29 protein-coding genes are annotated in these 26,443 nt (G+C 65.3%); 15 read left to right on the top strand and 14 right to left on the bottom strand.

What is annotated here, in order from left to right; genetic code table 11:
- Positions 1-24 precede the first annotated feature (24 nt).
- The 9 genes from AC1DIX_RS22340 to AC1DIX_RS22300 form a co-directional block, all read right to left on the bottom strand.
- Positions 25-966: a polysaccharide deacetylase family protein gene (locus AC1DIX_RS22340; RefSeq protein ID WP_477327528.1), complete on the bottom strand. Its 942-nt coding sequence runs from the start codon at positions 964-966 to the stop codon at positions 25-27.
- 16 nt (positions 967-982) lie between these two features.
- Entirely contained in the window at positions 983-1,999 is a 1,017-nt protein-coding gene (locus tag AC1DIX_RS22335) for a bifunctional UDP-4-keto-pentose/UDP-xylose synthase (RefSeq protein ID WP_477327526.1), read from the bottom strand.
- Positions 2,000-2,139: 140 nt separating this feature from the next.
- Positions 2,140-3,408 (bottom strand): sensor histidine kinase, encoded by a 1,269-nt coding sequence (locus AC1DIX_RS22330; RefSeq protein WP_477327524.1) that lies wholly within the window; start codon positions 3,406-3,408, stop codon positions 2,140-2,142.
- On the bottom strand, positions 3,398-4,090 hold the full coding sequence (locus AC1DIX_RS22325) for a response regulator transcription factor (RefSeq protein WP_442124465.1): 693 nt from the start codon (positions 4,088-4,090) through the stop codon (positions 3,398-3,400). The genes AC1DIX_RS22330 and AC1DIX_RS22325 overlap by 11 nt, the downstream gene beginning before the upstream one ends.
- A gap of 44 nt (positions 4,091-4,134) precedes the next feature.
- On the bottom strand, positions 4,135-4,695 hold the full coding sequence (locus tag AC1DIX_RS22320; RefSeq protein ID WP_442124464.1) for a YdeI/OmpD-associated family protein: 561 nt from the start codon (positions 4,693-4,695) through the stop codon (positions 4,135-4,137).
- Positions 4,688-5,977 (bottom strand): RNA polymerase sigma factor, encoded by a 1,290-nt coding sequence (locus AC1DIX_RS22315; protein ID WP_477327521.1) that lies wholly within the window; start codon positions 5,975-5,977, stop codon positions 4,688-4,690. Before AC1DIX_RS22315 ends, AC1DIX_RS22320 begins: the two co-directional genes overlap by 8 nt.
- Entirely contained in the window at positions 5,974-6,819 is an 846-nt protein-coding gene (locus AC1DIX_RS22310; protein WP_477327519.1) for a YciI family protein, read from the bottom strand. The genes AC1DIX_RS22315 and AC1DIX_RS22310 overlap by 4 nt, the downstream gene beginning before the upstream one ends.
- A 10-nt stretch (positions 6,820-6,829) precedes the next feature.
- Complete coding sequence (locus tag AC1DIX_RS22305) at positions 6,830-7,255, bottom strand: YciI family protein (RefSeq protein WP_442124461.1); 426 nt, start codon at positions 7,253-7,255, stop codon at positions 6,830-6,832.
- Positions 7,252-7,755 carry a VOC family protein gene (locus tag AC1DIX_RS22300; RefSeq protein WP_442124460.1) on the bottom strand — a complete coding sequence of 168 codons (504 nt, stop codon included), beginning with the start codon at positions 7,753-7,755 and terminating at the stop codon, positions 7,252-7,254. The genes AC1DIX_RS22305 and AC1DIX_RS22300 overlap by 4 nt, the downstream gene beginning before the upstream one ends.
- A 336-nt stretch (positions 7,756-8,091) precedes the next feature.
- On the opposite strand from AC1DIX_RS22300, the gene htpG reads away from it, so the two are divergent.
- Positions 8,092-10,011 (top strand): molecular chaperone HtpG, encoded by a 1,920-nt coding sequence (gene htpG / locus AC1DIX_RS22295; protein WP_477327517.1) that lies wholly within the window; start codon positions 8,092-8,094, stop codon positions 10,009-10,011.
- Positions 10,012-10,062: 51 nt separating this feature from the next.
- Here htpG and AC1DIX_RS22290 read toward each other — a convergent pair whose 3' ends face one another.
- The 5 genes from AC1DIX_RS22290 to kynB are packed head-to-tail and all read right to left on the bottom strand — an operon-like array spanning position 10,063 to position 14,437.
- The gene (locus AC1DIX_RS22290) at positions 10,063-11,112 is read right to left on the bottom strand and encodes an acyltransferase family protein (RefSeq protein WP_477327515.1); all 1,050 of its coding nucleotides are present in this window, start codon (positions 11,110-11,112) and stop codon (positions 10,063-10,065) included.
- Positions 11,113-11,126: 14 nt separating this feature from the next.
- Positions 11,127-11,687 carry an RBBP9/YdeN family alpha/beta hydrolase gene (locus AC1DIX_RS22285; RefSeq protein ID WP_477254196.1) on the bottom strand — a complete coding sequence of 187 codons (561 nt, stop codon included), beginning with the start codon at positions 11,685-11,687 and terminating at the stop codon, positions 11,127-11,129.
- A complete protein-coding gene (kynA, locus tag AC1DIX_RS22280; RefSeq protein WP_477327513.1) occupies positions 11,684-12,520 on the bottom strand; it encodes a tryptophan 2,3-dioxygenase in 837 nt (278 codons plus the stop codon). Before kynA ends, AC1DIX_RS22285 begins: the two co-directional genes overlap by 4 nt.
- A 10-nt stretch (positions 12,521-12,530) precedes the next feature.
- Positions 12,531-13,793: a kynureninase gene (gene kynU, locus AC1DIX_RS22275; RefSeq protein WP_477327511.1), complete on the bottom strand. Its 1,263-nt coding sequence runs from the start codon at positions 13,791-13,793 to the stop codon at positions 12,531-12,533.
- Positions 13,790-14,437, bottom strand: a complete 648-nt coding sequence (gene kynB, locus AC1DIX_RS22270) for an arylformamidase (protein ID WP_477327509.1) — start codon at positions 14,435-14,437, stop codon at positions 13,790-13,792. Before kynB ends, kynU begins: the two co-directional genes overlap by 4 nt.
- A 522-nt stretch (positions 14,438-14,959) precedes the next feature.
- Between kynB and flhD the strand changes: the two genes are divergently transcribed.
- The 14 genes from flhD (at position 14,960) to cheZ (ending at position 26,397) form a co-directional block, all read left to right on the top strand.
- Entirely contained in the window at positions 14,960-15,277 is a 318-nt protein-coding gene (gene flhD, locus AC1DIX_RS22265; protein WP_477327507.1) for a flagellar transcriptional regulator FlhD, read from the top strand.
- A gap of 224 nt (positions 15,278-15,501) precedes the next feature.
- Positions 15,502-16,050 carry a flagellar transcriptional regulator FlhC gene (gene flhC, locus AC1DIX_RS22260; RefSeq protein WP_442124453.1) on the top strand — a complete coding sequence of 183 codons (549 nt, stop codon included), beginning with the start codon at positions 15,502-15,504 and terminating at the stop codon, positions 16,048-16,050.
- Between the two features lie 13 nt (positions 16,051-16,063).
- Positions 16,064-16,849 carry a class I SAM-dependent methyltransferase gene (locus AC1DIX_RS22255; RefSeq protein WP_477327505.1) on the top strand — a complete coding sequence of 262 codons (786 nt, stop codon included), beginning with the start codon at positions 16,064-16,066 and terminating at the stop codon, positions 16,847-16,849.
- 110 nt (positions 16,850-16,959) lie between these two features.
- A complete protein-coding gene (gene motA / locus AC1DIX_RS22250; RefSeq protein ID WP_442124451.1) occupies positions 16,960-17,820 on the top strand; it encodes a flagellar motor stator protein MotA in 861 nt (286 codons plus the stop codon).
- Positions 17,820-18,848 carry a flagellar motor protein MotB gene (gene motB / locus AC1DIX_RS22245; protein WP_477327503.1) on the top strand — a complete coding sequence of 343 codons (1,029 nt, stop codon included), beginning with the start codon at positions 17,820-17,822 and terminating at the stop codon, positions 18,846-18,848. The genes motA and motB overlap by 1 nt, the downstream gene beginning before the upstream one ends.
- Before the next feature lie 25 nt (positions 18,849-18,873).
- Positions 18,874-19,422, top strand: a complete 549-nt coding sequence (locus tag AC1DIX_RS22240; RefSeq protein WP_477327501.1) for a chemotaxis protein — start codon at positions 18,874-18,876, stop codon at positions 19,420-19,422.
- 103 nt (positions 19,423-19,525) lie between these two features.
- Positions 19,526-19,891, top strand: a complete 366-nt coding sequence (locus tag AC1DIX_RS22235) for a response regulator (protein ID WP_477327499.1) — start codon at positions 19,526-19,528, stop codon at positions 19,889-19,891.
- Positions 19,892-19,922: 31 nt separating this feature from the next.
- On the top strand, positions 19,923-22,088 hold the full coding sequence (cheA, locus tag AC1DIX_RS22230; protein ID WP_477327497.1) for a chemotaxis protein CheA: 2,166 nt from the start codon (positions 19,923-19,925) through the stop codon (positions 22,086-22,088).
- Positions 22,089-22,113: 25 nt separating this feature from the next.
- Positions 22,114-22,611, top strand: coding sequence for a chemotaxis protein CheW (locus AC1DIX_RS22225; protein ID WP_442124446.1), 498 nt, complete (start codon positions 22,114-22,116; stop codon positions 22,609-22,611).
- Positions 22,612-22,677: 66 nt separating this feature from the next.
- Complete coding sequence (locus AC1DIX_RS22220; RefSeq protein ID WP_442124445.1) at positions 22,678-23,529, top strand: CheR family methyltransferase; 852 nt, start codon at positions 22,678-22,680, stop codon at positions 23,527-23,529.
- Positions 23,530-23,554: 25 nt separating this feature from the next.
- A complete protein-coding gene (gene cheD / locus AC1DIX_RS22215; RefSeq protein WP_477254185.1) occupies positions 23,555-24,154 on the top strand; it encodes a chemoreceptor glutamine deamidase CheD in 600 nt (199 codons plus the stop codon).
- Between the two features lie 14 nt (positions 24,155-24,168).
- Positions 24,169-25,245, top strand: coding sequence for a protein-glutamate methylesterase/protein-glutamine glutaminase (locus tag AC1DIX_RS22210; protein ID WP_477327495.1), 1,077 nt, complete (start codon positions 24,169-24,171; stop codon positions 25,243-25,245).
- Positions 25,246-25,370: 125 nt separating this feature from the next.
- Positions 25,371-25,763, top strand: coding sequence for a chemotaxis response regulator CheY (cheY, locus tag AC1DIX_RS22205; protein WP_442124442.1), 393 nt, complete (start codon positions 25,371-25,373; stop codon positions 25,761-25,763).
- A 1-nt stretch (position 25,764) separates the two neighbouring features.
- On the top strand, positions 25,765-26,397 hold the full coding sequence (cheZ, locus tag AC1DIX_RS22200) for a protein phosphatase CheZ (RefSeq protein WP_477327493.1): 633 nt from the start codon (positions 25,765-25,767) through the stop codon (positions 26,395-26,397).
- Positions 26,398-26,443 lie beyond the last annotated feature (46 nt).

Here is a 26,443-nt window from a genome sequence, read left to right as displayed (position 1 = left end):
TAAGCGCGGCGCAAAAGCCGCGGCTCAGGTTTTGGTGTCGAGGACGATCAGCTCTCCTGACCGGCCCGGTAGTTCTCCCCACTGAACTGGATATTCGGGCAGCGGGGTATGCTTTATCTTCTCATAATAGTCGGCCATTGAGGCAAGCTGATAGCCTTGAGCTTTCCAACCTGATAACAGCTGCTCGAAGATGGGGGCAAGTTTCTGTCCTTCAAGCTCGGCGTGCAGCGTATATACGTGGTCGCGCCGGTTTTCCGCCGTCAGCTTGAGGATGTGTGCGGCGATGTTCTGCGTCGTCAGCTCGGCGCCGTCCACTTCGCGGCCCAGCAGCTCGTCCAGGGTGGGCAGGGTGGTCGGCATCTGGATGTGCCGCATGCCGGTGAAGCGGTAGGGGCCGGCCTGCGGGTCGGCCAGCGCGCCATCGTCGAGCAGCATGGCGCGGCCGTCGGAGGCATAGGCGTAGCCCTGGGCGTCGTGGCGCCTGAAGGCATGCACGTTCATCTGCCAGCCGGCCGCGCCATGGGTATGCGGCGCCTCGCCGAACACCTGTGCGTAGCGCTGCTCGCTCTTCTGCATCATGCGATCGGTCCACTGCGCATCCCTGGCGCGGACATTGTCCTGCCATACCACGTGATCCCAGGTATGGATGCCGCATTCGAAGCCGGCATCGCGCGCGGCGCGCATCTCCGCCGCGCCCTTGGCGCCGATGTCCGGACCCGGCAGCAGCACGCCGTACATCAGGGTCTTGAAGCCGTAGTGTTCGACCACCGAGGTGCGCGAGACCTTCTGGAAGAAGCCGGGACGCAGGGCGCGCCGCATGGCCCAGCCGGTATGGTCGGGCCCCAGCGAGAACAGGAAGGTCGCGCCGGCGGCGTGCCGGCCCAGCATGGCTACCAGCTTGGGCACGCCTTCCAGCGTGCCGCGGTAGGTGTCGACGTCGATCTTGAGGACGAGCAGAGGAGCCAAGTCGATTCCCTGCCGCTTAGTCCATCAGTGCCTGGGCGGCGCCGACCTGGCCGCGGTAGGCATCGAAGATGCCGCGCAGGGCGTCGGCCATGGTGGTGGTCGGCGCCCAGTCCAGGTCCTGCATCGTGTTCTCGATCTTCGGCACGCGGTTCTGCACGTCCTGGTAGCCGGCGCCGTAGTAGGCGCCCGAGCTGGTCTCGACGATCTGCACCTTCTGCGCGCCGGCCGCGTATTCCGGGTACTCGGCGGCCAGCTCGAGCATCATGCCGGCCAGGTCGCGGATCGAATAATTGTTGGCCGGGTTGCCGATGTTGTAGATCTGGCCGCTGGCCTTGCCGTCCTTGTTCTCGATGATCTTCATGAGGGCCTCGATGCCGTCATCGATATAGGTGAAGGCGCGCTTCTGGTGGCCGCCGTCGACCAGCGAGATGGTCTCGCCGCGCACGATGTGGCCGAAGAACTGGGTCAGCACGCGCGAGGAGCCTTCCTTCGGGGTGTGGATCGAATCCAGGCCGGCGCCGACCCAGTTGAAGGGGCGGAACAGGGTAAAGTTCAGGCCTTCCATGCCGTAGCCCCAGATCACGCGGTCCATCAGCTGTTTSGARCAGGCGTAGATCCAGCGCGGCTTGTTGATCGGGCCGTAGACCAGCTCCGAATTCTCCGGATCGAATTCCTCGTCGTGGCACATGCCGTAGACTTCCGAGGTCGACGGGAACACCAGGTGCTTGCCGTACAAGTCGAGTTCGAACACGCGCAGCGGCTGCTGCACATAGGTCGAGGGCGTGGCGATGGCGACCAGCGGCAGGATCACGTCGCACTTCTTGACGTGGTACTCGACCCACTCCTTGTTGATCGTGATGTCGCCTTCGAAGAAGTGCATGCGTGACGCATATTCTTCATTGGCGAGAAGATCCCCGATGCGCTCGGAGTTCATGTCCATGCCGTAGACTTCCCAGTCGGTCGTCTCGAGGATGCGCTTGGACAGGTGGTGGCCGATGAAGCCATTGACGCCGAGGATGAGGACTTTTTTCATGTGCTAGCTTTCAAATTGTCGCGGTGATGCGGTGGCGCGGCGTGTGCAATTGTAGTACGGCGCGCCGGGGCGCTCATCATAAACAATCGCCCGTGAAGAATTCGTAAAGAAATGGTGAATTTTTCGTGAAATCCATGCTGTCAGGATCCTTTCAGGCCGAGCAGCACATGGGTGCCTGCGCCTTCGGCGCTATGAACCTCGATTTGCCAGCCGCAGCGCTCGCAGATCTTCTTCACGATCGCCAGGCCGATGCCGAAGCCGTCGCCGCGTCCGCCCGGTGCGCGATAGAAACGTTCGAAAACGTGGGGAAGGGCATCCGCGGCGATGCCGGATCCGGTATCGTCGACCGACAGGGTGCCGTCGCGGTAGGCGACGCGGATCTCGCCGTCTTCCGTGTGGCGCAGGGCGTTGTCGATCAGGTTCGACAGCACGATGCCGAAGGCGGGCGCGTTAGCCTGGATACATGCTTCGGCGTCGACGTCGACGACAATGCGCACCGCCTGCTTTTCCACCCGCTCGGCGTAGCGCTCGACGATGGCGCCGACGAGCTCCGCGAGCCGGACCGGCGCGCCCACCGTCTCGGTCTCGTCGCGCGCGAGGGCAAGCAGGCACTCGACCAGGGCATGCATGTCCTCCGCCGCCTGCTCGATCTGCAGCAGGCGCTGGCGCGACTTGGCGTCGAGCGCGCTGGCCACCGGTTCCAGCAGCTCGCAGCTGGTGCGGATCCGGGTGAGCGGGGTGCGCAGCTCGTGGCTGACGTTGGCGGTGAACTCCTTCTCGCGCTCGACCATCGCAGCCATGCGGCAGTGGTAGTCGTTGACGGCTTCGGCCAGCCCGGCCACTTCGCGCTCGTCATAGCTGGCGGGATCGATCGCGGAGGCGGCGCCGGAGCGCAAGTCCTTCACCTGGCGCGCCAGGCCGCCGACCTGGCGGACCAGCAGCCCGGACAGCCAGTAGGCCAGCCAGACCGTCGGCAGGGCGAACAGCGCGGTGGCGAACATCAGCATGTTCATGCCGTTCTTGAAGTGCCTTTCGTAGACGCTGTAGTCGTAGGCGCGAACCACTCTTTCGCTGCCGAAGTGCGTCACCGCCAGATGGACCTCATGTCCATCCATCATGACTTCGTGCACGCCTTCCGGCAGCGTGGCCAGCGACGGCGGCAGCGTAAACCAGGCGCCGCCTTCCGCCGAGACCCGCGCGCCCACCTTCGGATCGAGCGGGGGCAGGGTTCCCGGTTCGTCGCGCCAGGACTGCAGCAGGTTGCGCATGTCGTCCTCGATGATCGCGTTGATCAGGCGTTCTTCCTGCCCTTCGGCCATGACGCGTATGCCGATCGCCTGCATGATCAGCAGCACCACGCAGGCGGCGAACAGCGCCAGCGCGACCTTCAGCCGCAGGCTAAGGCGCATCGTAGGGATTGCCGGCGCCGATGCGGTAGCCGATGCCGTGTATGGTCTCGATCGGGTTGGGCTCGCCCTCGGCGGTCAGGGCGCGGCGCAGGGTGTGCATGTGCGCGCGCAGGGTGTCGCTGTCGCGCAGCATCTCGCCCCACACGGCGGTTTCGAGTTCGGCGCGGCGCAGGACCTGGCCCGGAGTGGCCATCAGCAGCTGCAGCAGGTGCAGGCATTTGCGCGGCAGCCGGATCGGCCGGCCGGCGCGTTCCACCTCCAGCGTGCGCGGGTCGAGGGTGATGTCCCCGCAGCGCAGCGCGCCCGGAACGACCTGTCCATTGTGGCGCTTGATCAGCGCCGACAGCCGCGCGCCGACTTCCTTCAGCGAAAACGGCTTGACCAGGTAATCGTCGGCGCCGTGGCCGAAGCCTTCCAGCTTGTCGTCCAGCGTGTCTTTCGCCGTCAGCATCAGGACCGGGGTGTCGCGGCGCGCTTCCTCGCGCAGCTTGCGGCACAGGGTGAAGCCGTCCATGCCGGGCAGGGCGACGTCGAGCAGGATCGCGCTCCATTGGGCGCTGACCGCATGATGCAGGCCGGTCACGCCGTCGGCCGCATGTTCCGGGGTATAGCCCGAGGCTTCGAGGTAATCGTAGAGATTGGCGGCGATGGCCGGGTCGTCTTCGATGATGAGTACGCGCATGAGGTGTGCAGGAGGGAGGACGAAGCCTCCATCATGCCATACCTTTAGAGCCGGCGGCCTGCCGCGCAGGCGTCGACCAGCCGCTCCAGGCGGGCGGCGCGGGTTTCGGGCCTTTTCGCACTCGTTATCTGGTGCAGCACGCGCCGGCGGTAGCCGGGCGGGCAGCCGTCGAAATAGGTCCAGGCGGCCGGCTGTTCGCGGAAGCGCGCCAGCTCGGCGGTGGAAAGTTCGGCCGGCGTTTCCCGCTCGTGCGAGTACACGCGCGAACGCTCCTCGGAACGGCGCGCGAAGGCGGCCTCGCCGGCCGGCGCCATCAGGCCCTGCTCCCTCAGCGTCGCCACCTTGTCGATGTTGACCGCGCTCCAAATCGAGCCGGGCTTTCGCGGCGTGAAGCGGATCGTGTAGCGTTCATCGTCGACGCGCTTGCGCACGCCGTCGATCCAGCCGTAGCACAGGGCCTGGTCGACCGATTCGGACCAGCTCATGCTGGGGCGGCCGCTGCCGACCTTGTGGAAGCCGACCAGCAGTTCCGCCGCTTCGTGCGCGTGCGCGGCCAGCCAGGCGCGGAAGGCGCCGGCATCGTCGAAGTAGACGGGATCACTCACCGATGCGGACCTTCTCGTCGCGCGCCCGCGCCAGCAGCAGGCTGCGTTCGCGCTCGTTCTGCGTGAGGCCGGCGGCGCGTTCGAATTCGGCGCGCGCCTCGGCGTGGCGGCCCAGTTTGGCCAGCAGGTCGCCGCGCACGCTGGGCAGCAGGTGGTAGTTGGCCAGCCGCGGTTCGTCCAGCAACTGGTCGGCCAGCGCCAGGCCCTCGGCCGGGCCGTAGGCCATGCCCAGCGCCACCGCGCGGTTCAGTTCGACGATGGGCGAGAGCAGCAGGGCGGCCAGGGCGTCGTACAGCGCGGCGATGCCGGCCCAGTCGGTGGCGTCCGCCGTCAGCGCGCGCGCATGGCAGGCGGCGATCGCGGCCTGGAGGCCGTAGGGGCCGAGGCTGCCCAGGCGGCCGGCGCGCTCCAGCGCCGCCAGGCCGCGCCCGATCAGGAGCCGGTCCCAGCGGCTGCGGTCCTGGTCCAGCAGCAGCACCGGTTCGCCGTTCGGGCCGGTGCGGGCGCGCTCGCGCGAGGACTGGATCTCCATCAGCGCGACCAGGCCGTGCACTTCGCCTTCCTCGGGGGCCAGCTCGGCCAGCACCCGGCCCAGGCGCAGCGCCTCGCGGCACAGGCCCGGCCGCAGCCAGTCGGCGCCGGCGCTGGCGGAATAGCCTTCGTTATAGATCAGGTAGATCACCTGCAGCACCGAGGCCAGGCGCGGCTTGCGTTCTTCGCCGCGCGGCACCTCGAAGGGCACCCTGGCCTCCGCCAGGGTGCGCTTGGCGCGCACGATGCGCTGGGCCACCGTGGCTTCCGGCACCAGGAAGGCGCGCGCGATCTCGGCGGTCGACAGGCCGCCGATCAGCTTGAGGGTGAGCGCCGCGCGCGCCTCGCCGGACAGCACCGGATGGCAGGAGACGAAGATCAGGCGCAGCACGTCGTCGTCGATCTCGTTGTCCGCCATCTGCGCCAGTTCGGCCAGCTCGTCGGGCTGGCGCTGGCCGTCGCGCAGCTGTTCGTCCATCTCCCACGACAGCTCGCCCTCCTTTCCGGCGCGCATGCTGGCGTGGCGCAGGTGGTCGAGGGCGCGGTGCTTGGCCACCTGCATCAGCCAGGCGCCCGGCCGGTCCGGTACGCCGCCGGACGGCCAGCTTTCCAGCGCCTGCAGCATGGCGTCCTGGGCCAGCTCCTCGGCGATACCGACGTCACGCAGCATGCGTGTCAGCGCGCCGACGATGCGCGCCGACTCCATGCGCCAGACCGCTTCGACGACGCGGCCGATGTCGCTTCCGCTCATGCCTGCACGGATACCTTGCGCAGGGCGGCGTCGAGCTGTTCGGCGCGCAGGCTGGCGTCGGCGCGGCGCTGCTCCTCGTCCATGGCCGGCGCCAGGTCGTCGAGCGTCATCGCTTCGCGGATCTCGACTTCGACATGCGGGCCGGTCGGATAGGGCAGGGTGCGCGCCCAGGCGATCGCATCTGCCATCGAGCCGGCCCGGATCATCCAGAAGCCGGCGATCAGCTCCTTGGCTTCCGCGAAAGGGCCGTCGATGACGTCCGTCTTGCCGCCTTTGAAATGGAGGCGGGCGCCGCGTGCGCTGGACTTCAGGCCGTCGCCGGCCAGCAGCCTGCCCTGCGCCGCCTGCGCGGCGTTGAAGGCGTTCAGGTCGTCGAGCATCTGCTGCGGCGGGATGCGGTCGCGCTCCGTGCCTTCGTCCGAACGCAGGAGGATGACGTAGCGCCGGTCGCCATCGTCGTCGGCCGGCGTGACCTGGGCGCAGCCGCCCGGGCAGCCGGTCTCGCGCAGTTCCAGCACCGCTTCGCCGGTCGGCTGCACGTCGCTCTGCGGCCAGCGCTTCAGCTGCTCGATCGCGGCTTCCTTCGACGCCGCCTCGAACACCGTGAAGCCGGCCACCAGTTCCTTGGCCTCGGCGAAGGGGCCGTCGGTGACGGTGTCGACGCCCGGACCCAGCTTCAGGCGCACGGCGCGGCTGCTGGGGCGCAGGCCCAGGGCCAGCCCGAGCCGGCCCTGGTCCGCCAGCGCCTGGTTGAATTGCTCCATGTCGGCGAGGCCCTGGGCGGACGGCGGCGCGCCCGCTTCGGTGGCCTCGTCGGCCTTGCGGATGACCATGAACTGCATCATCGTCTCCTCAGCGCGCCGCGGCCTGCTCGCGCCGGCGCTCTTCCTGTTCGCGCAGCTCGGGTGTGAGCGCGTCGCCGAAATCCTCGGCAGAAAAGATCTGGCGGATCTCGATGTTGCCCGGCTTCCCGCCGTAGGGATTCGGGCAGCGCCGCATCCACTCGATCGCTTCCTGCTTCGAGCTGACCTCGATGATCCAGAAGCCGGCAATCAGCTCCTTGGACTCGGTGAACGGACCGTCGACCACGGTGCGCTTGTCGCCGTCGAAGACGATGCGCGCGCCCCTGCTGGTCGGGTGCAGGCCTTCGCCGGCCAGCAGCACGCCGGCCTTGACCAGTTCTTCGTTGAACTGGCCCATCTCGGCAAGCTGCTGCCGGGTGGGCATGACGCCGGCCTCGGTGTCGGCATTGGCCTTGACGATCACCATGAATTTCATTGCTGCGCTCCCTGCTGGTCGCCGCAGCCCTGGCTCTGCTGCATCGCCTTCTGCATCTCTTCCTGCATCTGCTCGGGCGTCATGTCGCGCTTGTGGGTCGCGATCGACCAGCGGTGGCCGAAGGGGTCTTCGACCTGGCCGTAGCGGTCGCCCCAGAACATGTCTGCCATCGGCATGACGGGTTTGGCGCCGGCCGCCACCGCCTGCTGCCAGGTCGCGTCGGCATCGTTCACGTACAGGTGGATGAAGACCGGGGTGCCTTTCAGGGCCAGCGGACCGTTGCTGCCCCAGTCGGGAAAGTCGTCGGCCAGCATGACGCGCGAGTCGCCGATGCGGATCTCGGCGTGCATGATCTTGCCGCCGGGGCCGGGCATGCGGCCGATCTCGGTGGCGCCGAAGGCTTTCTTGTAGAACTCCAGCGCCGCGGCCGCGCCGGCGCACACGAGGTGGGGCGTGACGGTGTGGAAGCCTTCGGGGATGGCACGTACCTGTTCTTGCATGATGGATCTCCTTATCCGGTTGTTTTGGGGCCTGCTATCACTACGACGAAGCATGCGGCCCGGTTTCGACATCGTCAGGCCAAAATATTTTCGGAATTTTCGATACGGTATGACGACTGTCGTACGAAGTCGAGAAAAAGATATCCAACAGCGAGGTTTTTCGCAGTCAGGCGCGCTCTATGCGTAGTGCATAACAACCGTAGGCGGTAAGGCATGCCGCCCGCATCTCGCTTCTTGCCGCCAAATCTTTCTCTTTAAAAATGACTCTTGAAATCCTTATTCGTATCCCAATATCGTCCCGGTCTGTTTAACCCCTGAACATAACGAGGACATAAGATGGCTGTTGCCGAAAAAGAAACCCTTGGCTTCCAAGCAGAAGTAAAACAGCTGCTGCAACTGATGATTCACTCCTTGTATTCGAACAAGGAAATCTTCTTGCGCGAACTGATCTCGAACGCCTCCGACGCCGCCGACAAGCTGCGCTTCGAGGCGATCAACAACGATGCCCTGTACGGCAACGATCACGAACTGAAGATCAAGGTCTTGTTCGACAAGGAAGCGAAAACCATCACGATCTCGGACAACGGCATCGGCATGAGCCGTGACGAGGTGATCTCTCACCTGGGCACCATCGCCAAGTCGGGCACCAAGGAATTCTTCAGCAAGCTGTCCGGCGACCAGCAGGCGGACGCCGCCCTGATCGGCCAGTTCGGCGTGGGCTTCTACTCGGCCTTCATCGTGGCCGACCGCGTCACCGTCGAGACCCGCCGCGCAGGCAGCCCGGCTTCCGAGGCGGTGCGCTGGGAGTCGACCGGCGAAGGCGACTACACGATCGAAGCGATCGAGAAGACCAGCCGCGGCACCGACATCATCCTGCACCTGCGCGAAGGCGAGGACGAGCTGCTGTCGTCGTGGAAGCTGAAGTCCATCATCCGCAAGTACTCGGACCACATCTCCCTGCCGATCGTGATGAAGAAGGAAGAGTGGGACGAAGAGAAGAAGGAAACCGTCGTCAAGGACGAATTCGAGACCGTGAACCAGGCCTCGGCGCTGTGGGCCCGCTCGAAGTCGGACATCACCAAGGAGCAGTACGAGGAGTTCTACAAGCACATCTCGCACGACTTCCAGGCGCCGCTGGCATACACCCACAACCGCGTCGAAGGCCGCAGCGAATACACCCAGCTGCTGTACGTGCCGAGCCACGCGCCCTTCGACCTGTGGGACCGCAACAAGCGCGGCGGCATCAAGCTGTACGTCAAGCGCGTGTTCATCATGGACGACGCCGAGCAGCTGATGCCGGTCTACCTGCGCTTCGTGAAGGGCGTGATCGACTCGAACGACCTGCCGCTGAACGTCTCGCGCGAAATCCTGCAGGAGTCGCGCGACGTGCGCGTGATCCGCGAAGGCTCGACCAAGCGCGTGCTGGGCATGCTGGAAGAGATGGCGAATTCGGACGAGCAGGAAGGCAAGGATAAATACGCGACCTTCTGGAAGGAGTTCGGCCAGGTGCTGAAGGAGGGCATCGGCGAGGACGCCACCAACAAGGACCGCATCGCCAAGCTGCTGCGCTTCGCCTCGACCAATACCGACTCCAGCGAGCAGACCGTGTCCTTTGCCGACTACGTGTCGCGCATGAAGGAAGGCCAGGAGAAGATCTACTACGTCACCGCCGACAGCTACACCGCGGCGAAGAACAGCCCGCACCTGGAGATCTTCCGCAAGAAGGGCGTGGAAGTGCTGCTGCTGACCGACCGCGTCGACGAGTGGATGCTGTCCTTCCTGAACGACTTCGACGGCAAGGAACTGGTGTCGGTCGCCAAGGGCGGCCTGGACCTGGGCAAGCTGGAAGACGAGGCCGAGAAGAAGGAACACGAAGAGACCGAGACCCAGTACAAGGACCTGGTCGAGAAGATGAAGGGCGCGCTGGCGGATAAGGCCAAGGACGTGCGCGTGACGTTCCGCCTGACCGACTCGCCGGCCTGCCTGGTGGCGGACGAGCACGAGCTGTCGGCCAACCTGGTGCGCATGCTGAAGGCGGCCGGCCAGGACGCGCCGGAGTCGAAGCCCATCCTCGAGATCAACCCGAACCACCCGCTGGTGACGCGCCTGAAGTACGAAGATGCGGACCAGGCGCGCTTCGGCGACTGGGCTAACATCCTGTTCGACCAGGCCATGCTGGCCGAGGGCGGCACCCTGAGCGATCCGGCGGCTTTCGTGAAGCGCCTGAACGAGATGCTGCTGGCGACCGCGAAGTAAGCGAATCAGCTTCCCTGTAAAACGGCCGGTGCAGCGATGCCCGGCCTTTTTTTACTTTCGGAGGCGGCGCTGCAGCGCGTCGGTCAGCGGCTGCAGCACGGCCGCCGTCGCCGCGATCGCCAGCGCGAGCCCCAGCAGCACGGCCGGATCGCCGCGCCGGAAGGTGAGCAGCGCCTGGCAGGCGCAGATCACCAGGCTGTGCGAGAGGTAGAGCGTGAAGGTGTGCGCCGACACGAAGCGGATGGTCCGTGCGGCGCCCAGCAGCCGGGTGAAGCCGGCGTGGCGTGCGCAGGCGAAATTCGCCAGTACCAGGATCGCCACCAGATAGTCGGACAGTACGCGGTCGGCGCTGCCCATGCGGATGCCGGGGAAGGGCCAGGCGGCGCGCGCCACCAGCCGTAGCCGCTGTTCCGGGTCGTACCAGGTCCACAGGGCCGCCAGCAGCAGCGTGACGGCCCAGCCGGCGCGGGCGATACCGCGCGGGATGACCTGCGTCTTCTGCCAGCGGTACAGGAAGACCCCGGACAGCCACAGCGGCAGCAGCAGCCACAGCCTGGGGCCCATCAGGGCAAGCACGGCCAGGCCCAGCAGGCGCCGGTGCCCCTTCAGGTAGTGCATCGCGCCGAACAGCACGTAGTACCAGGCTTCGTAGTTCAGCGACCAGTAGGGCACCAGCCAGGGCGGCACCTCGACGAAGCTCCACAGCTCGCCCAGGAACAGCAGGTGGAAGGGGATGTAGAGCCAGGGCTTGTGCAGCTGGTAGGCGCCGTTTACCGGCAGGTGGAGCAGCTTGATGGCCAGCGCCGCCAGGCCGAAGGCCAGCGCCAGCATCGGCAGTACCACCGAATACAGGCGCGCACAGCGGGCCCTGACGTAGTCGCCCAGCGAGGGGTTGCGCTGCTCGGCGCTGTAGGCGAWCACGAAGCCGGACAGCACGAAGAAGGCGATCACGGCTTCGCGCCCGAGGTCGGCGACATGGGCGATCTGGTAGTCGTCGAAGATACGGAAATAGCCGAAGTGGGCCATCACGACCGCGCAGGCGGCCAGGATGCGGACCAGGTCGAGGTAAAGCGAAAACGGCTTGTCCAGCCCGGCCTTCACGGCCGGGGCGGCGCTCAGGGGTGCAATGTCGAGCAGAAGTCCTCCAGCATCCGCTCGCCCTCCGGCCACGGCCCGTAGCCGCTGGCGCCGTTGATGTGTCCCGCGTCGCCGATCTCCACCAGCCTGCTGCCCCAGGCGCCGGCAAAGGCGCGCGCGCGTTCGATGTGCAGGTATTCGTCGTTGGTGCTGGCCACGACCATCGAAGGGAAGGGCAGCGCCTGCATCGGGATCGGCGTGAAGCCGTTCGCGGCGGCCGGATAGGAGGGCGCTTCGACGTCGCTGGGCGCCACCAGGAAGGCGCCGGCGATCTTCAGCGGCGAGCCGGCCTGGAGGCAGGCCCATTGCGCCCACTGCGCCACCAGCATGCAGCCCAGGCTGTGGGCGACCAGGATGGGCCGGCCTTCGCAGGCCGCGATCGCGGCATCCAGCTCCGCCACCCACTCATCGCGTTGCGGGTTGTTCCAGTCGCGGTGGGCGACCCGTTCCCATTTCGAGTACTTGCCTTCCCAGTGGGTCTGCCAGTGCTGCGGGCCCGAGTTCCAGAGGCCGGCCACGATCAGGATGTCGCATTTCATAAGGCGGTCCTCAGTGCAAACAGTTCCGGGAACAATACCACGTCGAGCATCTTGCGCAGGTAGCTGACGCCGGCGGTGCCGCCGGTGCCGGTCTTGAAGCCGATGATGCGCTCCACCGTCGACACGTGGCGGAAGCGCCAGGTGCGGAAGGCGGTCTCCATGTCGACCAGCTTCTCGGCCAGCTCGTACAGGGCCCAGTGGTGTTCGGGGTCGCGGTAGACCTCGAGCCAGGCCGCCAGCGCCGAGTCGTCGTGGACGGTCGGCTGGGTCGGATCGACATCCAGGCGCGCCTGCGAGACCGGCAGGCCCGAACGCGCCAGCAGCCGCACCGCCTCGTCGTAGATCGAGGGCGCGTGCAGCTCGCGTTCGAGCAGGGCGTGGTGCTCGGGCATGACCTGGTGCACCGCCAGCATGCTGGCGTTCTTGTTCCCGAGGATGAATTCCAGTTCGCGGTACTGGAAGGACTGGAAGCCGCTCGACGCGCCCAGGTAGGGGCGGATCGCGCTGTACTCGGGCGGGGTCATGGTGGCCAGCACGTCCCAGGCATGCACCAGCTGGTCCATGATGCGCGCCACCCGGGCCAGCATCTTGAAGGCCGGCGGCAGTTCATCCTTGCGGATCTGTTCGCGCACCGCCTGCAGTTCGTGCAGCATCAGTTTGATCCACAGCTCGCTGGTCTGGTGCTGGATGATGAACAGCATCTCGTTGTGGTTCGGCGACAGCGGGTGCTGGGCGCTCAGGATCTGGTTCAGGCCCAGGTAGTCGCCGTAGCTCATGGACTCCTTGAAGTCCATTTTCGCGCCATGCCACTCGGCTTTCTTTTGATCGTCCATGTCGGCTCCTTCAGGTCACCGCGCCGCGCGCCGCATGGGCGTCGTAGCTCTCGTTGTCGAGGATGTCGCGCAGGATCTCGACCGCATCCCAGACGTCGGCGTAGCGCGTGTACAGCGGCGTGAAGCCGAAGCGCATGATCTCCGGCTCGCGGTAGTCGCCGATCACGCCGCGTTCGATCAGGGCCTGCATCACCGCATAGCCTTGCGGGTGGGTGAAGCTGACCTGGCTGCCGCGGCGCGCATGCTCGCGCGGGGTCACCAGGCCGAGCGGGTGTTGTGCGCAGCGCGCTTCGACCAGGGCAATGAAGAGGTCGGTCAGGGCCAGCGACTTGGCGCGGATGGCCTGCATGTCGGTCTCTTCGAAGATCTCCAGTCCGCACTCGACCATGGCCAGCGAGGTCACCGGCTGGGTGCCGCACAGGGCGCGGCCGATGCCGTCCGCCGCCGTGAAGCCGTGCGACATCGCGAATGGCGCCGCATGGCTCCACCAGCCGGTCAGCGGATGGCTGAAGGCCGCCTGGTGGCGCTGCGGCAGCCAGATGAAGGCCGGGGCCCCGGGGCCGCCGTTCAGGTATTTATACGTGCAGCCGACCGCAAAATCGGCCCCGGCGCCGTGCAGGTCGAGCGGGACCGCGCCGGCCGAGTGGGCCAGGTCCCAGACCGCCAGCGCGCCGGCTTCGTGGGCGTGCCGGGTCAAGGCCGCCATGTCGTGCTGCCAGCCGGTGCGGTAGTTCACGTGGGTCAGCATCAGGACCGCGCAGTCGGCGTCCACCGCGGCCGCGATCTCTTCCACGCTGTCCACCAGGCGGATCGAATAGCCGCGGTCGAGCCAGCGCGCGAGGCCGTCCGCCATATAGATGTCGGTCGGGAAGTTGCTGCGCTCGGTGACGATGAGCTTGCGTTCCGGCGCTTTCCGGCGCTGGATCTCCAGCGCGGCGGCCAGCGCCTTGAACAGGTTCAGCGAGGTGGTGTCGGTGACCACGACTTCGCCGGCATGCGCGCCGATGAGCGGGGCGAGGCGGTCGCCGAGGCGCTTGGGCAGGTCGAACCAGCCGGCGGTGTTCCAGCTCTTGATCAGGTCCTGGCCCCATTCCAGGGCCACCACCTCGTGGACGCGGGCCAGGGATGCGCGCGGACGGGCACCCAGCGAATTACCGTCCAGGTAGATCACGCCGTCGGGCAGTTCGAAGCGGTCGCGCAGCCGCGCCAGCGGATCCTGGGCGTCGAGGGCGGCGCAATCGGTGCGCGAGGATATCGATACTTTAGTGTTCATGCGTACTCCGTGGCGGGCAGGGCGCGCAGGATCGCGCGTACCGGGCTGGCATCCATGCCGGCCAGTTTCAGGGGCAGGGCGATCAGTTCATAGTCGCCGGGCGGCACCTCGTCCAGCACCACGCCTTCGAGGATCGCCAGGCCGTGGCGGCGCACCGCGTGGTGGGCGTCCAGGGTTTTCGAGTCCTGCGGGTCGAGCGAGGCGGCGTCGGTGCCGACCAGGACCACGCCCCTGGCGGCCAGCAGGGCGATGGTCTCGGGGGCGATGGCCGGGAAGGCCGGGTCCCAGGCCTGCCGGGGCGCGCTGGCGTAGGTACGCAGCAGCACCCGGGGAGGCGTGCCGTCGAGCCGGGCTTCGATGTCCTCCGGCCTCACCGTCTTGACGCCGACGCAGTGGATGACCCGGCAAGGGCCGAGATAAGGCGTGAGTTCGACGGCGTCGATGCTGCGGCCCGTCGGATCGTAATGGGATGGCGCGTCGGTGTGGGCGCCGAGGTGGGTGGTCATGGTCATGCGGCTGACATGGACCGGGCAGCCATCCCGGATTTCCCAGGTGGGGCTGGCCTCGAAAGGGGTGTCGCCGGGCCAGACCGGGATGCCGGCCGAGATCGTCGGGCTGATATCCCAGAGTGTAGGTGCGGGCATGCGTATATAGGAATGAATGCGCGAAGCCGGCAGTGTAGCAAGAAATGCATGATCAAAAAAATTTTCGCGAGAACCCTAAAGTTCCCCGAAACCCGTCCGATAACCCATCCAGATGCCCGCGATTCGATCGAAAACTTTTTTGCGAAAAAGTCTAAAGTTCTCGAAAAGCCATCCGATAACGGTCTGTAGAGGGACTTGAGGCAGTAAAAAAGTCGAAAAATATTTTGATTCGACCCTAAAGTTCCCGAAACGGTTGACGTTAACCAACACAGACGCAGATTCTTCTCGGCGTCGACTGGCCCGAGAAGGCCGATTTATTGAACATCTACATCCGCCCGTCTTCATAGGGGCGCGACCCCGATCCGGGAGGGTTTGTCAGACAAACTCCTACGGGTCGTCTTCGTCTTTGCCGGACGAAAAATACAGACACTCTCCAATACACTAAAAGTTTCCTCACAGTCAGAATCTATCTCAACGGCAACACAAACCGCCGACCAGATAGAACACACCGGAGAGATGGAAATGACTGCGAACGACATGATGGCTGAAATTCGTGATGYTAACCTGAGCTACCTGATGCTCGCCCAGCAGATGATTCGCGCCGACAAGGTCACCGCAATTTTCCGCCTCGGGATCTCGGCCGACATCGCCGACCTGATCGAAGGCATGAGCAACGCCCAGATCCTGAAGCTCGCCGGCGGCAACATGATGCTGGCCCGCTTCCGCTTCGACGACACCGCCATCCTGTCGATGCTCACCAGCCACAGCAAGGACCGCGCCCTGGCGCAGTCGCACGCCGCCATCCTGATGGCCGGCCAGCCTGCAGAAGAAATCGCCTAAACCTCCCCGCTGCCCGGCCCCCCGCTGCCTGGTTAGCACCGGGGTAGAGCAGAGTTGGCGCTGGAGTCAGAGCAGAGTTAGCGCTGCGGTCAGAGCAGAGTTAGCGCTGGGGTCAGAGCAGAGTTAGCGCTGGGGTCAGAGCAGAGTTAGCGCTGGGGTCAGAGCCCGAACTTGCTTTTTTGGGGCTCTGACCCCGATTTGAAGCCACCAGGAGTGAGTAAGTCATGAGCAAAAAAAGCGTAGTCTCGGAAGCCCAGGAAATCCAGCTGGCCATCGAACTGATCCAGCTCGGCGCCCGCCTGCAACTGCTGGAAAGCGAAGTCTCGCTGTCGCGCGAGCGCCTGCTCAAGCTGTACAAGGAACTGAAGGGCGTGTCGCCGCCGAAGGGCATGCTGCCGTTCTCGACCGACTGGTTCCTGACCTGGCAGCCGAACATCCACTCCTCGCTGTACATCAATATCTACAAGTTCCTGGTCGAGCACGCCAACGCCACCGGCGTCCATGCCGTGATGAAGGCCTACAAGCTCTACCTGGAACAGATGCCGCCGGAGCCGGGCGAAGAGCCGCTGCTGTCGTTGACCCGCGCCTGGACCCTGGTGCGCTTCTTCCAGGGTGGCATGCTGGTGCTGGCGCCTTGCTCGAAATGCAAGGGCAAGTACGTGGTCAATGCGCTCGACCTGAATAACGACTACCAGTGCGGCCTGTGCCACATGCCTTCGCGCGCCGGCAAGACCCGCAAGGCCAAGGACGCCGCCGCGCTCGCCGCCGCCTGATCCGTTTCTCCCGGTGAGCGCCGCCGCCTCGCGCCGGATCCGGCGCGCCCCAGCCATCCGCGCGCTGCTGCTGCAAATCCTTGCCTTCCCCCTGATGCTGGCCACGGTGTGGCTGCTGGCGCGCGCCGGCATGCCGCTGTCCCTGTTCGGCGTGACCATGGTCCAGGGCGCCTGGGCGGCGCTGCTGTCCTGGCGCGCCGGGCTGGCGAGCTGGTGGCGCGCCATCCAGTTCCTGTTTCCGCCAGCCCTGCTGCTGGCGCGGCAGGGCGCCGACGCCCTGGCCCTGCCGCCGGCGGCCTTCCTGGCCGTGTTCCTGTTCCTGCTCCTTCTATATTGGTCGACCTTTCGCACCCAGGTGCCGTACTACCCGTCCGGACGCCGGGTCTGGGATGCGGTTGCCGCGCAGTTGCCGGCCGACCGGCCGCTGCGGATCGTCGACATCGGCAGCGGCCTCGGCGGCCTGGTGCTGGAGCTGGCGCGCCGCCGTCCCGACTGCGAAGTCACTGGCATCGAGCTTGCGCCCTTGCCCTGGCTGGCCAGCAGCCTGCGCGCCAGGCTGGCGGGAAGCCGGGCGCGTTTCCTGCGCGGCGATTACGAAAACCTCAATTTCGGCAATTTCGACGTGGTCTTCGCCTACCTGTCGCCGGCTGCCATGGACGCCCTGTGGCGCAAGGCCGCGGCCGAGATGCGTCCCGGCAGTGTACTTATCAGTTACGAATTTACTATTGCCGGGCGCGAGCCCGAGCAGCGCCTTGTAACTTGCGATAGCAGGAAAATTCTTTACATTTGGCACTTTTGAGCCACATTCCCGGCACTTTTACTTGCCCGTAGTTCATTCTCAAGCTAATCTAGTTCCCTGCGTAAATATTTCAACCGGGCACGTCCCCGGCTTCACAGATCGGGAGTCCCGTGTTTGTCATTGTTGGTTACGTCATAGTCGTCGCGTCCGTGATTGGCGGTTTCGTCCTGAGCGGCGGCCATGTGGCTGCGCTCATGCAGCCGCTCGAAGTGCTGATGATCGCCGGCGCCGCTCTCGGCGCTTTCTTCGTCGGGAATACCCCGAAGGCCGTGAAGGCCACCATGAAAGCGATCCCGACCCTGTTCAAGGGCTCGAAGTACACGCGCGAGATGTACATGGAGCTGATGTCGCTGATGTTCGACGTGCTGTCCAAGGTCCGCAAGGAAGGCCTGATGTCGATCGAAGGCGACATCGAGACCCCGGAGCAGAGCCCGGTGTTCTCGAAGTATCCGATGGTGCTGGCCGACCACCATATCGTCGAATTCATCACCGATTACCTGCGTCTGATGGTTTCCGGCAACATGGATGCCTTCCAGATCGAGAACCTGATGGACAACGAGATCGAGACCCACCATCATGAGGGCCACGTCCCGGCCCAGTGCATCGCCAAGCTCGGCGACGGCCTGCCGGCTTTCGGTATCGTGGCCGCGGTGATGGGCGTGGTGCACACCATGGAATCGGTCGGCGCGCCGCCGGCGGAGCTGGGCATGCTGATCGCGCACGCGCTGGTCGGCACCTTCCTCGGCATCCTGCTGGCCTACGGCTTCGTCGGTCCGCTGGCCAGCCTGCTGGAACAGAAACTGGAGGAGTCGACCAAGATGTTCCAGACCGTGAAGGTGACCCTGCTGGCCAGCCTGAATGGCTATGCGCCGGCGCTGGCGGTTGAATTCGGCCGCAAGGTCCTGTACTCGACCGAGCGTCCGACCTTCGCGGAGCTCGAAGACCACATCAAGAAAGCGAAGAGCAAGTAATGGCAGACGAAGGCCAGCGGCCAATCATCGTCAAGAAGATCAAGAAGGGCGGCCACGGACACCACGGCGGCGCCTGGAAGATCGCCTACGCCGACTTCGTGACGGCGATGATGGCCTTCTTCCTGCTCATGTGGCTGCTCGGCTCGACCACCAAGGGCGACATGGAAGGCATCGCCAACTACTTCAAGACCCCGCTGAAGGTCGCCATGCAGGGCGGCTCGGGCAGCGGCGACAGCGCTTCGATCCTGCGCGGCGGCGGCCAGGACCTGACGCGCCGTAACGGCCAGGTCAAGAAGGGCGAGGTCGAAGCCGACAAGAAGACCTACGACCTGAAGGCCGCGCGCGCCGCGCTGGAACACGAGGAAGCGGCCAAGCTGCAGAAGCTGAAGGAACGCATCCAGGCGACCATCGACGCCAATCCGGTCCTGAAGAAGTACAAGAACCAGCTGCTGCTCGACGTCACCAGCGAAGGCCTGCGCATCCAGATCGTGGACGAGAAGAACCGCCCGATGTTCGAGAGCGCCAAGGCCGAGCTGCAGCCCTACACCCGCGACATCCTCGACGTGCTGGCGCTGGTGCTGAACGACGTACCCAACCGCCTCAGCCTGTCGGGCCATACCGATTCCACGCCCTACCAGACCGAGTCGGGCTACAGCAACTGGGAACTGTCGGCCGACCGTGCCAATGCCTCGCGCCGCGAACTGGTGCGCGGCGGCCTGGCCGAGTCCAAGGTGCTGCGCGTGGTCGGCCTGGCGGCCGCCAACCACCTCGATCCGAAAGATCCGTTCAATCCGGTCAACCGCCGCATCAGCATCCTGGTGATGAACAAGCGCACCGAGGAATCGGTGCTGCGCAACGGCGGCAACGGCGGCAATTCGCTCGATGTTCCGGACGACGCCGACGGCGCCGTGAAAGCGGTGGCACAGGCGACGGGTGTCGGGATGGCGACACCCGTCGAGCGGCGGCCTGACGCGCCAGCGGCAGCGGGGCGCAGTCCCATGGCGGCTCCGGAACAGGCGGCGAAGTAAGGCGCGGAGTGTACTGGAGGACTCAATGACAAGAAAAAAGATTTTAGGGTCACACGTGAAGCGCCTGCTGTCGGGCGTGTCCGACCACGGCCGGCGCCACCTGAACGAGGTCGAGACCGACCTGGTGCAGACCACGCTGCTGCTCGAGGAAGCCGTCGACAAGCTCACTTCCAGCTTCATGGCGATCCACCAGGCGGTCGACGCGCGCCAGCAGAGCATCAACCGCCTGCTGGCCGGCGAAGCCCCGTCGGCCGAGGAAAGCGAGAAGCTGACCGGCATGTCGGGCGAGATCGGCCAGCACGTGAACTCGGCGATCACCAGCATGCAGTTCCAGGACATGACCAGCCAGCTGCTCGACCGCACGCTGCGCCGTGTGTCCGGCCTGCGCGAATTCCTGACCACGCTCGGCGAGCACGGCGCCGACATCGCGCCCGACAGCCACAGCGAGGAAATCGTCGAGCGCCTTGGCAAGGTCAGCATGGCGCTGGCGATCCAGTCGCTCGAGCTGCGCAGCATGTTGAGGAAGTCGGTGGAGCAGCGGCATTTGGAGAGTGGCGACGTCGAGCTGTTCTGACCGTATCTGGCTAAACGAACGATAACTATGAAATTCGGGGTCAGAGCCCCTTTAAAAGAAGAACCGGGCTCTGACCCCTTCCCCCCCGAGGAGCACACAGAAAATGGCAAAAACGATTCTTGCGGTTGACGATTCCAGTTCCCTGCGCCAGATGGTGGCGTTCAGCCTGAAGGCCGCCGGCTACCAGGTGGTGGAGGCTGTCGACGGCCAGGATGGCCTGGAGAAGGCGAAGCAGCAGACCGTGGACCTGGTCCTGACCGACCAGAACATGCCGAAGATGGACGGCCTCACGCTGATCAAGTCGCTGCGCGCGCTGCCGACCTACCAGAAGGTGCCGATCCTGATGCTCACCACCGAATCGTCGGACGAGATGAAATCGAAGGGGCGCGCCGCCGGCGCCAACGGCTGGCTGGTCAAGCCCTTCGATCCGCAGCGCCTGATCGAGGTGGTCAAGAAAGTCATCGGCTAAGCCGATCAGCGACAAGCGATAAGYGACAATCATGACCATCGACATCAGCCAGTTCTACCAGGTCTTTTTCGACGAGGCGGAAGAACTCCTCGCCGAGAAGGAGCGTCTGCTGCTGGCCGTCGATATCGCCGCGCCGGACGCGGAAGACCTGAATGCGATCTTTCGCACCGCTCACTCGATCAAGGGCGGGGCCTCGACCTTCGGCCTGAACGACATGAGCGAAGTGACCCACGTGCTGGAGTCGCTGCTGGACCGCATCCGCAAGGGCGAGATGGCGCTCACGAGCCAGCACCTCGACGCCTTCCTGGCCGCCAAGGACATCCTCAAGATGCAGCTCGACGGCCACCGCAACGGCGCCTTCGTCGACCAGGAAGCCGTCGCCAACGTGCGCATGATGCTGCACGAGCTGTCCGAAGGCGTCATCGTGCCGAGCCATCAGCCGACCGTGCCGTCATTCCTGCACGCCGAGCAGAAGCAGGAAGTGCGCGAAGGCGCGCACCGCTACAAGATCGAGCTGCCGGAGATTCCCAAGCGCGACGTCGACGCCCTGGTCGACGAACTCGGCCTGCTGGGCCGCGTCTCGGTGACGCCGCTGGCCGGCGGCCGCAGCGCCCTGATCATCATGACCCACGAATCGCTCGACGACATCGTCGCGATCTGCTCGTTCGTGCTGAATCCCGAGGACCTGAAGATCTTCGAGGCCCCGCCGCTGACGCCGGAGCAGCGCGCCATCGAAGCCCTTGAACGCGCCCGCATCGAGGACGAGCAGGGCTACGGTTTCTTCGATCCCTCCGATCCGGTCGATGCGCCGCAGGTCGAGCAGTCCGACGACGAGCGCGGCTACGGCTTCTTCCAGCCGATCGAACAGATCCGCCTCGAAGCCGGCATCGTCGCCGAAGCGACGCCCCTGCCTGCCGTGCAGATCCGCCAGGAAGCGCTCGAAGCGATCGAGGTGGCCTCGGAGAAGAAGGCCGCCAAGAAGGCCGCCGACGCCGCCCACGCGCACGCCGAATCGAGCTCGATCCGCGTCTCGATCGAGAAGGTCGACCAGCTGATCAACCTGGTCGGCGAACTGGTGATCACCCAGGCCATGATCGAGCAGCGGAGCGACGGCCTCGATCCGATGATCCACCAGCGCCTGCTCGCTTCGGTGTCGCAGCTGACCCGCAATACCCGCGACCTGCAGGAAGCGGTGATGTCGATCCGCATGATGCCGATGGACTTCGTGTTCTCGCGCTTCCCGCGCATGGTGCGCGACCTCGCATCCAAGCTGGGCAAGAAGGTCGACTTCATCACCAACGGCGCCGCCACGGAGCTGGACAAGGGCCTGATCGAGCGCATCGTCGATCCGCTGACCCACCTGGTGCGCAACTCGATCGACCACGGCATCGAGATGCCGGCCGCCCGCGTGGCCGCCGGCAAATCGGAGTCGGGCCGCCTGTTCCTGTCCGCCGCCCACCAGGGCGGCAATATCGTGATCGAGGTGGCCGACGACGGCGGCGGCCTGAATCGCGAGCGGATCCTGGCCAAGGCCAGGGAGAACGGCCTGGCGGTGTCGGAGAACATSACGGACGCCGACGTCTGGCAGCTGATCTTCGCGCCGGGCTTCTCGACCGCCGAAATCGTCACCGACGTCTCCGGCCGCGGCGTCGGCATGGACGTCGTCAAGCGCAACATCACCCAGATGGGCGGCACCATCGACATCCGCTCGGCCAAGGGCTTCGGCACCACCATCCTGATCTCGCTGCCGCTGACGCTGGCGATCCTGGACGGCATGTCGATCCGCTGCGGCGACGAGATCTACATCCTGCCGCTCGGCTTCGTGGTCGAGTCCCTGCAGCCGGCACGAAGCGACGTCAAGGAGATCGCCGGCCAGGGCAGGGTGGTCAAGGTGCGCGGCGAATACCTGCCGCTGGTTCCGCTGCACCAGATGTTCAACATCGCGCCCTGCTTCACCGATCCTGCCGAAGGCATCCTGGTGATCCTCGAGACCGAAGGCCGCAAGGCCGCGCTGTTCGTCGACGAACTGGTCGGCCAGCAGCAGGTCGTGGTGAAGAACCTCGAATCCAACTACCGCAAGGTGGCCGGGATCTCCGGCGCCACCATCCTCGGCGATGGCGGCGTGGCGCTGATCCTGGACGTGGCGGCGCTGCTGCGCTCGTCGCGTCAGCTGACGGACGATACCGTCGTTTTATAAAAACTCTCTGAACCTAGGAACCGACATGTCCACTCAACCGACCACCAAACCGGCCGACGCTCGCGACGGCAGCGGCAGCGAATATCTCGCCTTCACCCTCGGCTCCGAGGAGTACGGCATCGACATCCTGAAAGTGCAGGAGATCCGCGGCTACGAAGCCGTGACCCGCATCGCCAACGCCCCCGAATTCATCAAGGGCGTGATCAACCTGCGTGGCATCATCATTCCGGTGGTGGACATGCGCATCAAGTTCAACCTTGGCACCCCGACCTACGACCAGTTCACCGTCGTGATCATCCTGAACATCGGCGGCCGCATCATGGGCATGGTCGTGGACAGCGTGTCGGACGTCACCACCCTGATGCCGGAGCAGATCAAGCCGGCGCCGGAAATGGGCACCGCCTTCAATTCCGACTACCTGATGGGCCTCGGCACCGTCGACGAGCGCATGCTGATCCTGATCGACATCGACCGCCTGATGTCGTCCAGCGAAATGGGCCTGATCGACAAGATGGCAGCCTGAGTACGACAGGGTACCGGATTCGCGGCGCAGGGATAGCTTCGTCTTTACAGATCCAAAGGTAATAACGTGCCGCTTCATACCAAGCAGGAAACAGGCAAGGAATTCGAGTTCACACGCGCCGACTTCGAGCGCGTGCGCGGCCTGATCTACCAGCGCGCCGGCATTTCGCTGGCCGACAGCAAGCAGGAGATGGTCTACAGCCGGCTTGCGCGCCGCCTGCGCGCAACCGGCATCGAGTCCTTCTCGCGCTATCTCGACGGCCTCGAAGCCGGAAGGATGCCGCACGAGTGGGAAGCCTTCACGAATGCGCTGACCACCAACCTGACCTCGTTCTTCCGCGAGGCCCATCACTTCCCGCTGCTGGCCGAGCACGCGCTCAAGGCGCGCCGCCGGCATGCCGGGCCGCTGACGATCTGGTGCTCGGCCAGCTCCACCGGCGAAGAACCGTACTCGATCGCGATGACCCTGTGCGAGGCCTTCGACACGCTCACGCCGCCGGTGTCGATCATCGCCACCGACATCGACACCAACGTGCTGGCCACCGCCGGCGCCGGCGTCTATCCGATCGAACGGGTCGAGAAGCTCGAGACCGCGCGCCTGCGCCGCTTCTTCCTGAAAGGGAAGGGCGCCCAGGAGGGCCTGGTGCGGGTGCGCCCCGAGCTGCGCCAGCTGGTCAGCTTCCGCCCGCTCAACCTGCTGGCCGACGGCTGGGACCTGAAGGGACCGTTCGACGCGATCTTCTGCCGCAACGTGATGATCTACTTCGACAAGGCCACCCAGCGCAAGATCCTGTCGCGCTTCGTGCCCCTGATGAAGCCGGACGCCCTGCTGTTCGCCGGGCACTCCGAGAACTTCCTGTATGTGTCCGACTCGCTGCGCCTGCGCGGCAAGACGGTGTATGAACTGAGCCACGGCTGACCGTCGCTACACTCCGGTACCTATCATGGATACGAACAGCCAATTCGCCACCAACGTCTATTACGACCGCACCTTCGACTGCGACGCTGCCAAGATCCTGCCCGGCGAGTACTACTACACCGGGAAGGACATGCTGATCGTGACGGTGCTCGGCTCCTGCGTCTCGGCCTGCATCCGCGACCGCGTCAGGGGGCTGGGCGGCATGAACCACTTCATGCTGCCGGACGGCGGCGATCCCGGCAACCCGGTGTCGGCCTCGATGCGCTACGGGAGCTATGCGATGGAAGTGCTGATCAACGACCTGCTGAAGGCGGGCGCCCGCCGCGAGCACCTGGAAGCCAAGGTCTTCGGCGGCGGCGCCGTGCTGCGCGGCTTCTCGGCCATGAACGTGGGCGAGCGCAACGCCTCCTTCGTGATGCAGTTCCTGAAGACCGAACGGATCCCGGTGCTGGCCGAAGACCTGAACGACATCTACCCGCGCAAGGTGTACTTCTTCCCGCGCACCGGCAAGGTGCTGGTCAAGAAGCTGATGCAAACCCATAACGATACGCTGGCGAAGCGCGAGCTCGATTACGCCAGCCGCCTCAAGGTCGCGCCGGTCGGCGGCGATATCGACCTGTTCTGACGAAAGGGCCCCACATGAATTCCACGAACAAGATCAAGGTGGCGATCGTCGACGACTCGGCCCTGATCCGCAGCGTGATGACCGAGATCGTCAATTCCCAGCCCGACATGGAAGTGGTCGGGGTGGCCCCCGATCCGCTGGTCGCGCGCGAACTGATCAAGCGGGTCAATCCCGACGTCCTCACGCTCGACGTCGAGATGCCGAAGATGGACGGCCTCGACTTCCTCGAAAAGCTGATGCGCCTGCGCCCGATGCCGGTGCTGATGGTGTCCTCGCTGACCGAGCGCGGTTCCGAGATCACCATGCGCGCGCTGGAGCTGGGCGCGGTGGACTTCGTCACCAAGCCGAAGATCTCGATCCAGGCCGGGATGCGCGAGTACACGGAACTCATCACCGACAAGATCCGCGGCGCCGCGCGCGCCCGCATCAAGCCGCGCACCCTGCATGCACCGAGCCAGGGCGCGCCGCTGCCGCAGCTGCGCAGCCCCCTGACCTCGTCGGAAAAACTGATCATCATCGGCGCCTCCACCGGCGGCACCGAGGCGATCCGCGAATTCCTGATGCAGATGCCGTCCGACTGCCCGGGCATCCTGATCGCCCAGCACATGCCGGAAGGTTTCACCAGCTCCTTCGCCAAGCGCCTGGACTCGCTGTGCCGCATCAGCGTCAGCGAAGCCCAGGGCAACGAGCGCGTGCTGCCCGGCCACGCTTATATTGCGCCGGGCCACTCCCATTTGCTGCTGTCTCGTTCGGGCGCGAACTACATGACCAAAATCGAGCAGACCGAACCGGTGAACCGCCACCGGCCTTCGGTGGACGTGCTGTTCCGTTCGGCCGCCCTGGCGGCGGGCAAGAATGCGGTCGGGGTGATCCTGACCGGCATGGGCAAGGACGGCGCCCAGGGCATGCTGGAAATGAAGCAGGCCGGCGCCTACAACTTCGCCCAGGACGAGGCTTCCTGTGTCGTGTTCGGCATGCCGCGCGAGGCGATCGCCATCGGTGCCGCCCATGAAGTGGGGGCCCTGGCAGCCCTGCCGGGCATGGTGCTGGGCCAGCTGGCCGCCCAGGGCGGCCGGGCGTTGCGTGTTTGATCCGCGCGAGCGTCTTAACCCTCGGTTTTATCGCCGTAGAGCAACAAAAATGCTATGCTTAGGCCTGCTTTCGCAGTGTCGAAGTCCAACCAACACATACAGATAAAGTAACAACGGAGTATTTCATGGCTGATCCAAAGATGCGTTTTTTAGTTGTTGACGATTTTTCGACGATGCGGCGCATCGTGAAGAATCTGCTGAAGGAACTGGGTTACGCCAACGTTGACGAAGCCGAAGACGGCGTCCAGGGACTGGCCAAGCTGCGTAGCGAGCAGTTCGACTTCGTGGTGTCGGACTGGAACATGCCGAACATGGACGGCCTGACCATGCTGCAGAACATCCGCGCCGACCCCGCCCTGGCCAGCCTGCCGGTGCTGATGGTGACCGCCGAAGCCAAGAAGGAAAACATCATCGCGGCCGCCCAGGCCGGCGCCAACGGTTACGTGGTGAAGCCTTTCACCGCGGCGACGCTGGACGAAAAGCTGAACAAGATTTTCGAAAAGATGGGAAAGGCCTGAAATGACTGAGCAGACGGCCGATTCGGGCTCGCACGACGAGGTCCTGAGCCGGATCGGGCACATGACCCGCGCGCTGCACGAGAACCTGCGCGGACTGGGCCTGGACAAGCTGATCGAAAAGGCCGCCAGCGACATCCCGGATGCGCGCGACCGTCTCGATTACGTGGCGCGCCTGTCGGAACAGGCTGCCAAGCGCGTGCTGGACGCCACCGACGCCGCAGGTCCCCTGCAGGACGGCATCGACGCCTCGGCCGTGGAGCTCGGCCGTTCGTGGCAGTCGCTGCTGGACAGCGGCGAGGGCAGCGCGGAATGGCGCGCAATGGCCGAGAAGACCGTCGCCAGCCTGGCCGGATCGCGCAGCGCCGCCAGCGCCACCAAGGGCCACCTGATGGACATCATGATGGCCCAGGACTTCCAGGACCTGACCGGCCAGGTGATCAAGCGCATCACCGGCATCGCCCAGAACCTCGAAAAGCAGCTGGTGCAGGTGCTGGTCGATTTCGCGCCGGCCGAGGTCAAGCGCGAGTTCGACAACAGCCTGCTCAACGGCCCGCAGATCAAACCGGAAGGCAACGCCGAAGTCGTCGCCGACCAGGGCCAGGTCGACGACCTGCTCGACAGCCTCGGCTTCTAAGCTTCACATCCCGGTGCGCCAGCGGACGGCGCATCGCCCTGTTTCA

This window comes from Massilia sp. 05N420, from assembly GCF_056397205.1.
Note: the sequence above shows the minus strand (reverse complement) of the source record. Positions and strands in the feature narration are given on the sequence as shown.

Coding starts and splice junctions, on each gene's coding strand:
- motB (WP_477327503.1), top strand. CDS start 17,820: ATGGCAGACGAAGGCCAGCGGCCAATCATCGTCAAGAAGATCAAGAAG.
- AC1DIX_RS22235 (WP_477327499.1), top strand. CDS start 19,526: ATGGCAAAAACGATTCTTGCGGTTGACGATTCCAGTTCCCTGCGCCAG.
- AC1DIX_RS22210 (WP_477327495.1), top strand. CDS start 24,169: ATGAATTCCACGAACAAGATCAAGGTGGCGATCGTCGACGACTCGGCC.
- flhC (WP_442124453.1), top strand. CDS start 15,502: ATGAGCAAAAAAAGCGTAGTCTCGGAAGCCCAGGAAATCCAGCTGGCC.
- AC1DIX_RS22225 (WP_442124446.1), top strand. CDS start 22,114: ATGTCCACTCAACCGACCACCAAACCGGCCGACGCTCGCGACGGCAGC.
- cheZ (WP_477327493.1), top strand. CDS start 25,765: ATGACTGAGCAGACGGCCGATTCGGGCTCGCACGACGAGGTCCTGAGC.
- AC1DIX_RS22240 (WP_477327501.1), top strand. CDS start 18,874: ATGACAAGAAAAAAGATTTTAGGGTCACACGTGAAGCGCCTGCTGTCG.
- AC1DIX_RS22310 (WP_477327519.1), bottom strand. CDS start 6,819: ATGCAGTTCATGGTCATCCGCAAGGCCGACGAGGCCACCGAAGCGGGC.
- AC1DIX_RS22330 (WP_477327524.1), bottom strand. CDS start 3,408: ATGCGCCTTAGCCTGCGGCTGAAGGTCGCGCTGGCGCTGTTCGCCGCC.
- cheD (WP_477254185.1), top strand. CDS start 23,555: ATGGATACGAACAGCCAATTCGCCACCAACGTCTATTACGACCGCACC.
- AC1DIX_RS22285 (WP_477254196.1), bottom strand. CDS start 11,687: ATGAAATGCGACATCCTGATCGTGGCCGGCCTCTGGAACTCGGGCCCG.
- htpG (WP_477327517.1), top strand. CDS start 8,092: ATGGCTGTTGCCGAAAAAGAAACCCTTGGCTTCCAAGCAGAAGTAAAA.
- kynU (WP_477327511.1), bottom strand. CDS start 13,793: ATGAACACTAAAGTATCGATATCCTCGCGCACCGATTGCGCCGCCCTC.
- AC1DIX_RS22300 (WP_442124460.1), bottom strand. CDS start 7,755: ATGCAAGAACAGGTACGTGCCATCCCCGAAGGCTTCCACACCGTCACG.
- AC1DIX_RS22315 (WP_477327521.1), bottom strand. CDS start 5,977: ATGAGCGGAAGCGACATCGGCCGCGTCGTCGAAGCGGTCTGGCGCATG.
- AC1DIX_RS22305 (WP_442124461.1), bottom strand. CDS start 7,255: ATGAAATTCATGGTGATCGTCAAGGCCAATGCCGACACCGAGGCCGGC.
- kynA (WP_477327513.1), bottom strand. CDS start 12,520: ATGGACGATCAAAAGAAAGCCGAGTGGCATGGCGCGAAAATGGACTTC.
- AC1DIX_RS22325 (WP_442124465.1), bottom strand. CDS start 4,090: ATGCGCGTACTCATCATCGAAGACGACCCGGCCATCGCCGCCAATCTC.
- kynB (WP_477327509.1), bottom strand. CDS start 14,437: ATGCCCGCACCTACACTCTGGGATATCAGCCCGACGATCTCGGCCGGC.
- cheY (WP_442124442.1), top strand. CDS start 25,371: ATGGCTGATCCAAAGATGCGTTTTTTAGTTGTTGACGATTTTTCGACG.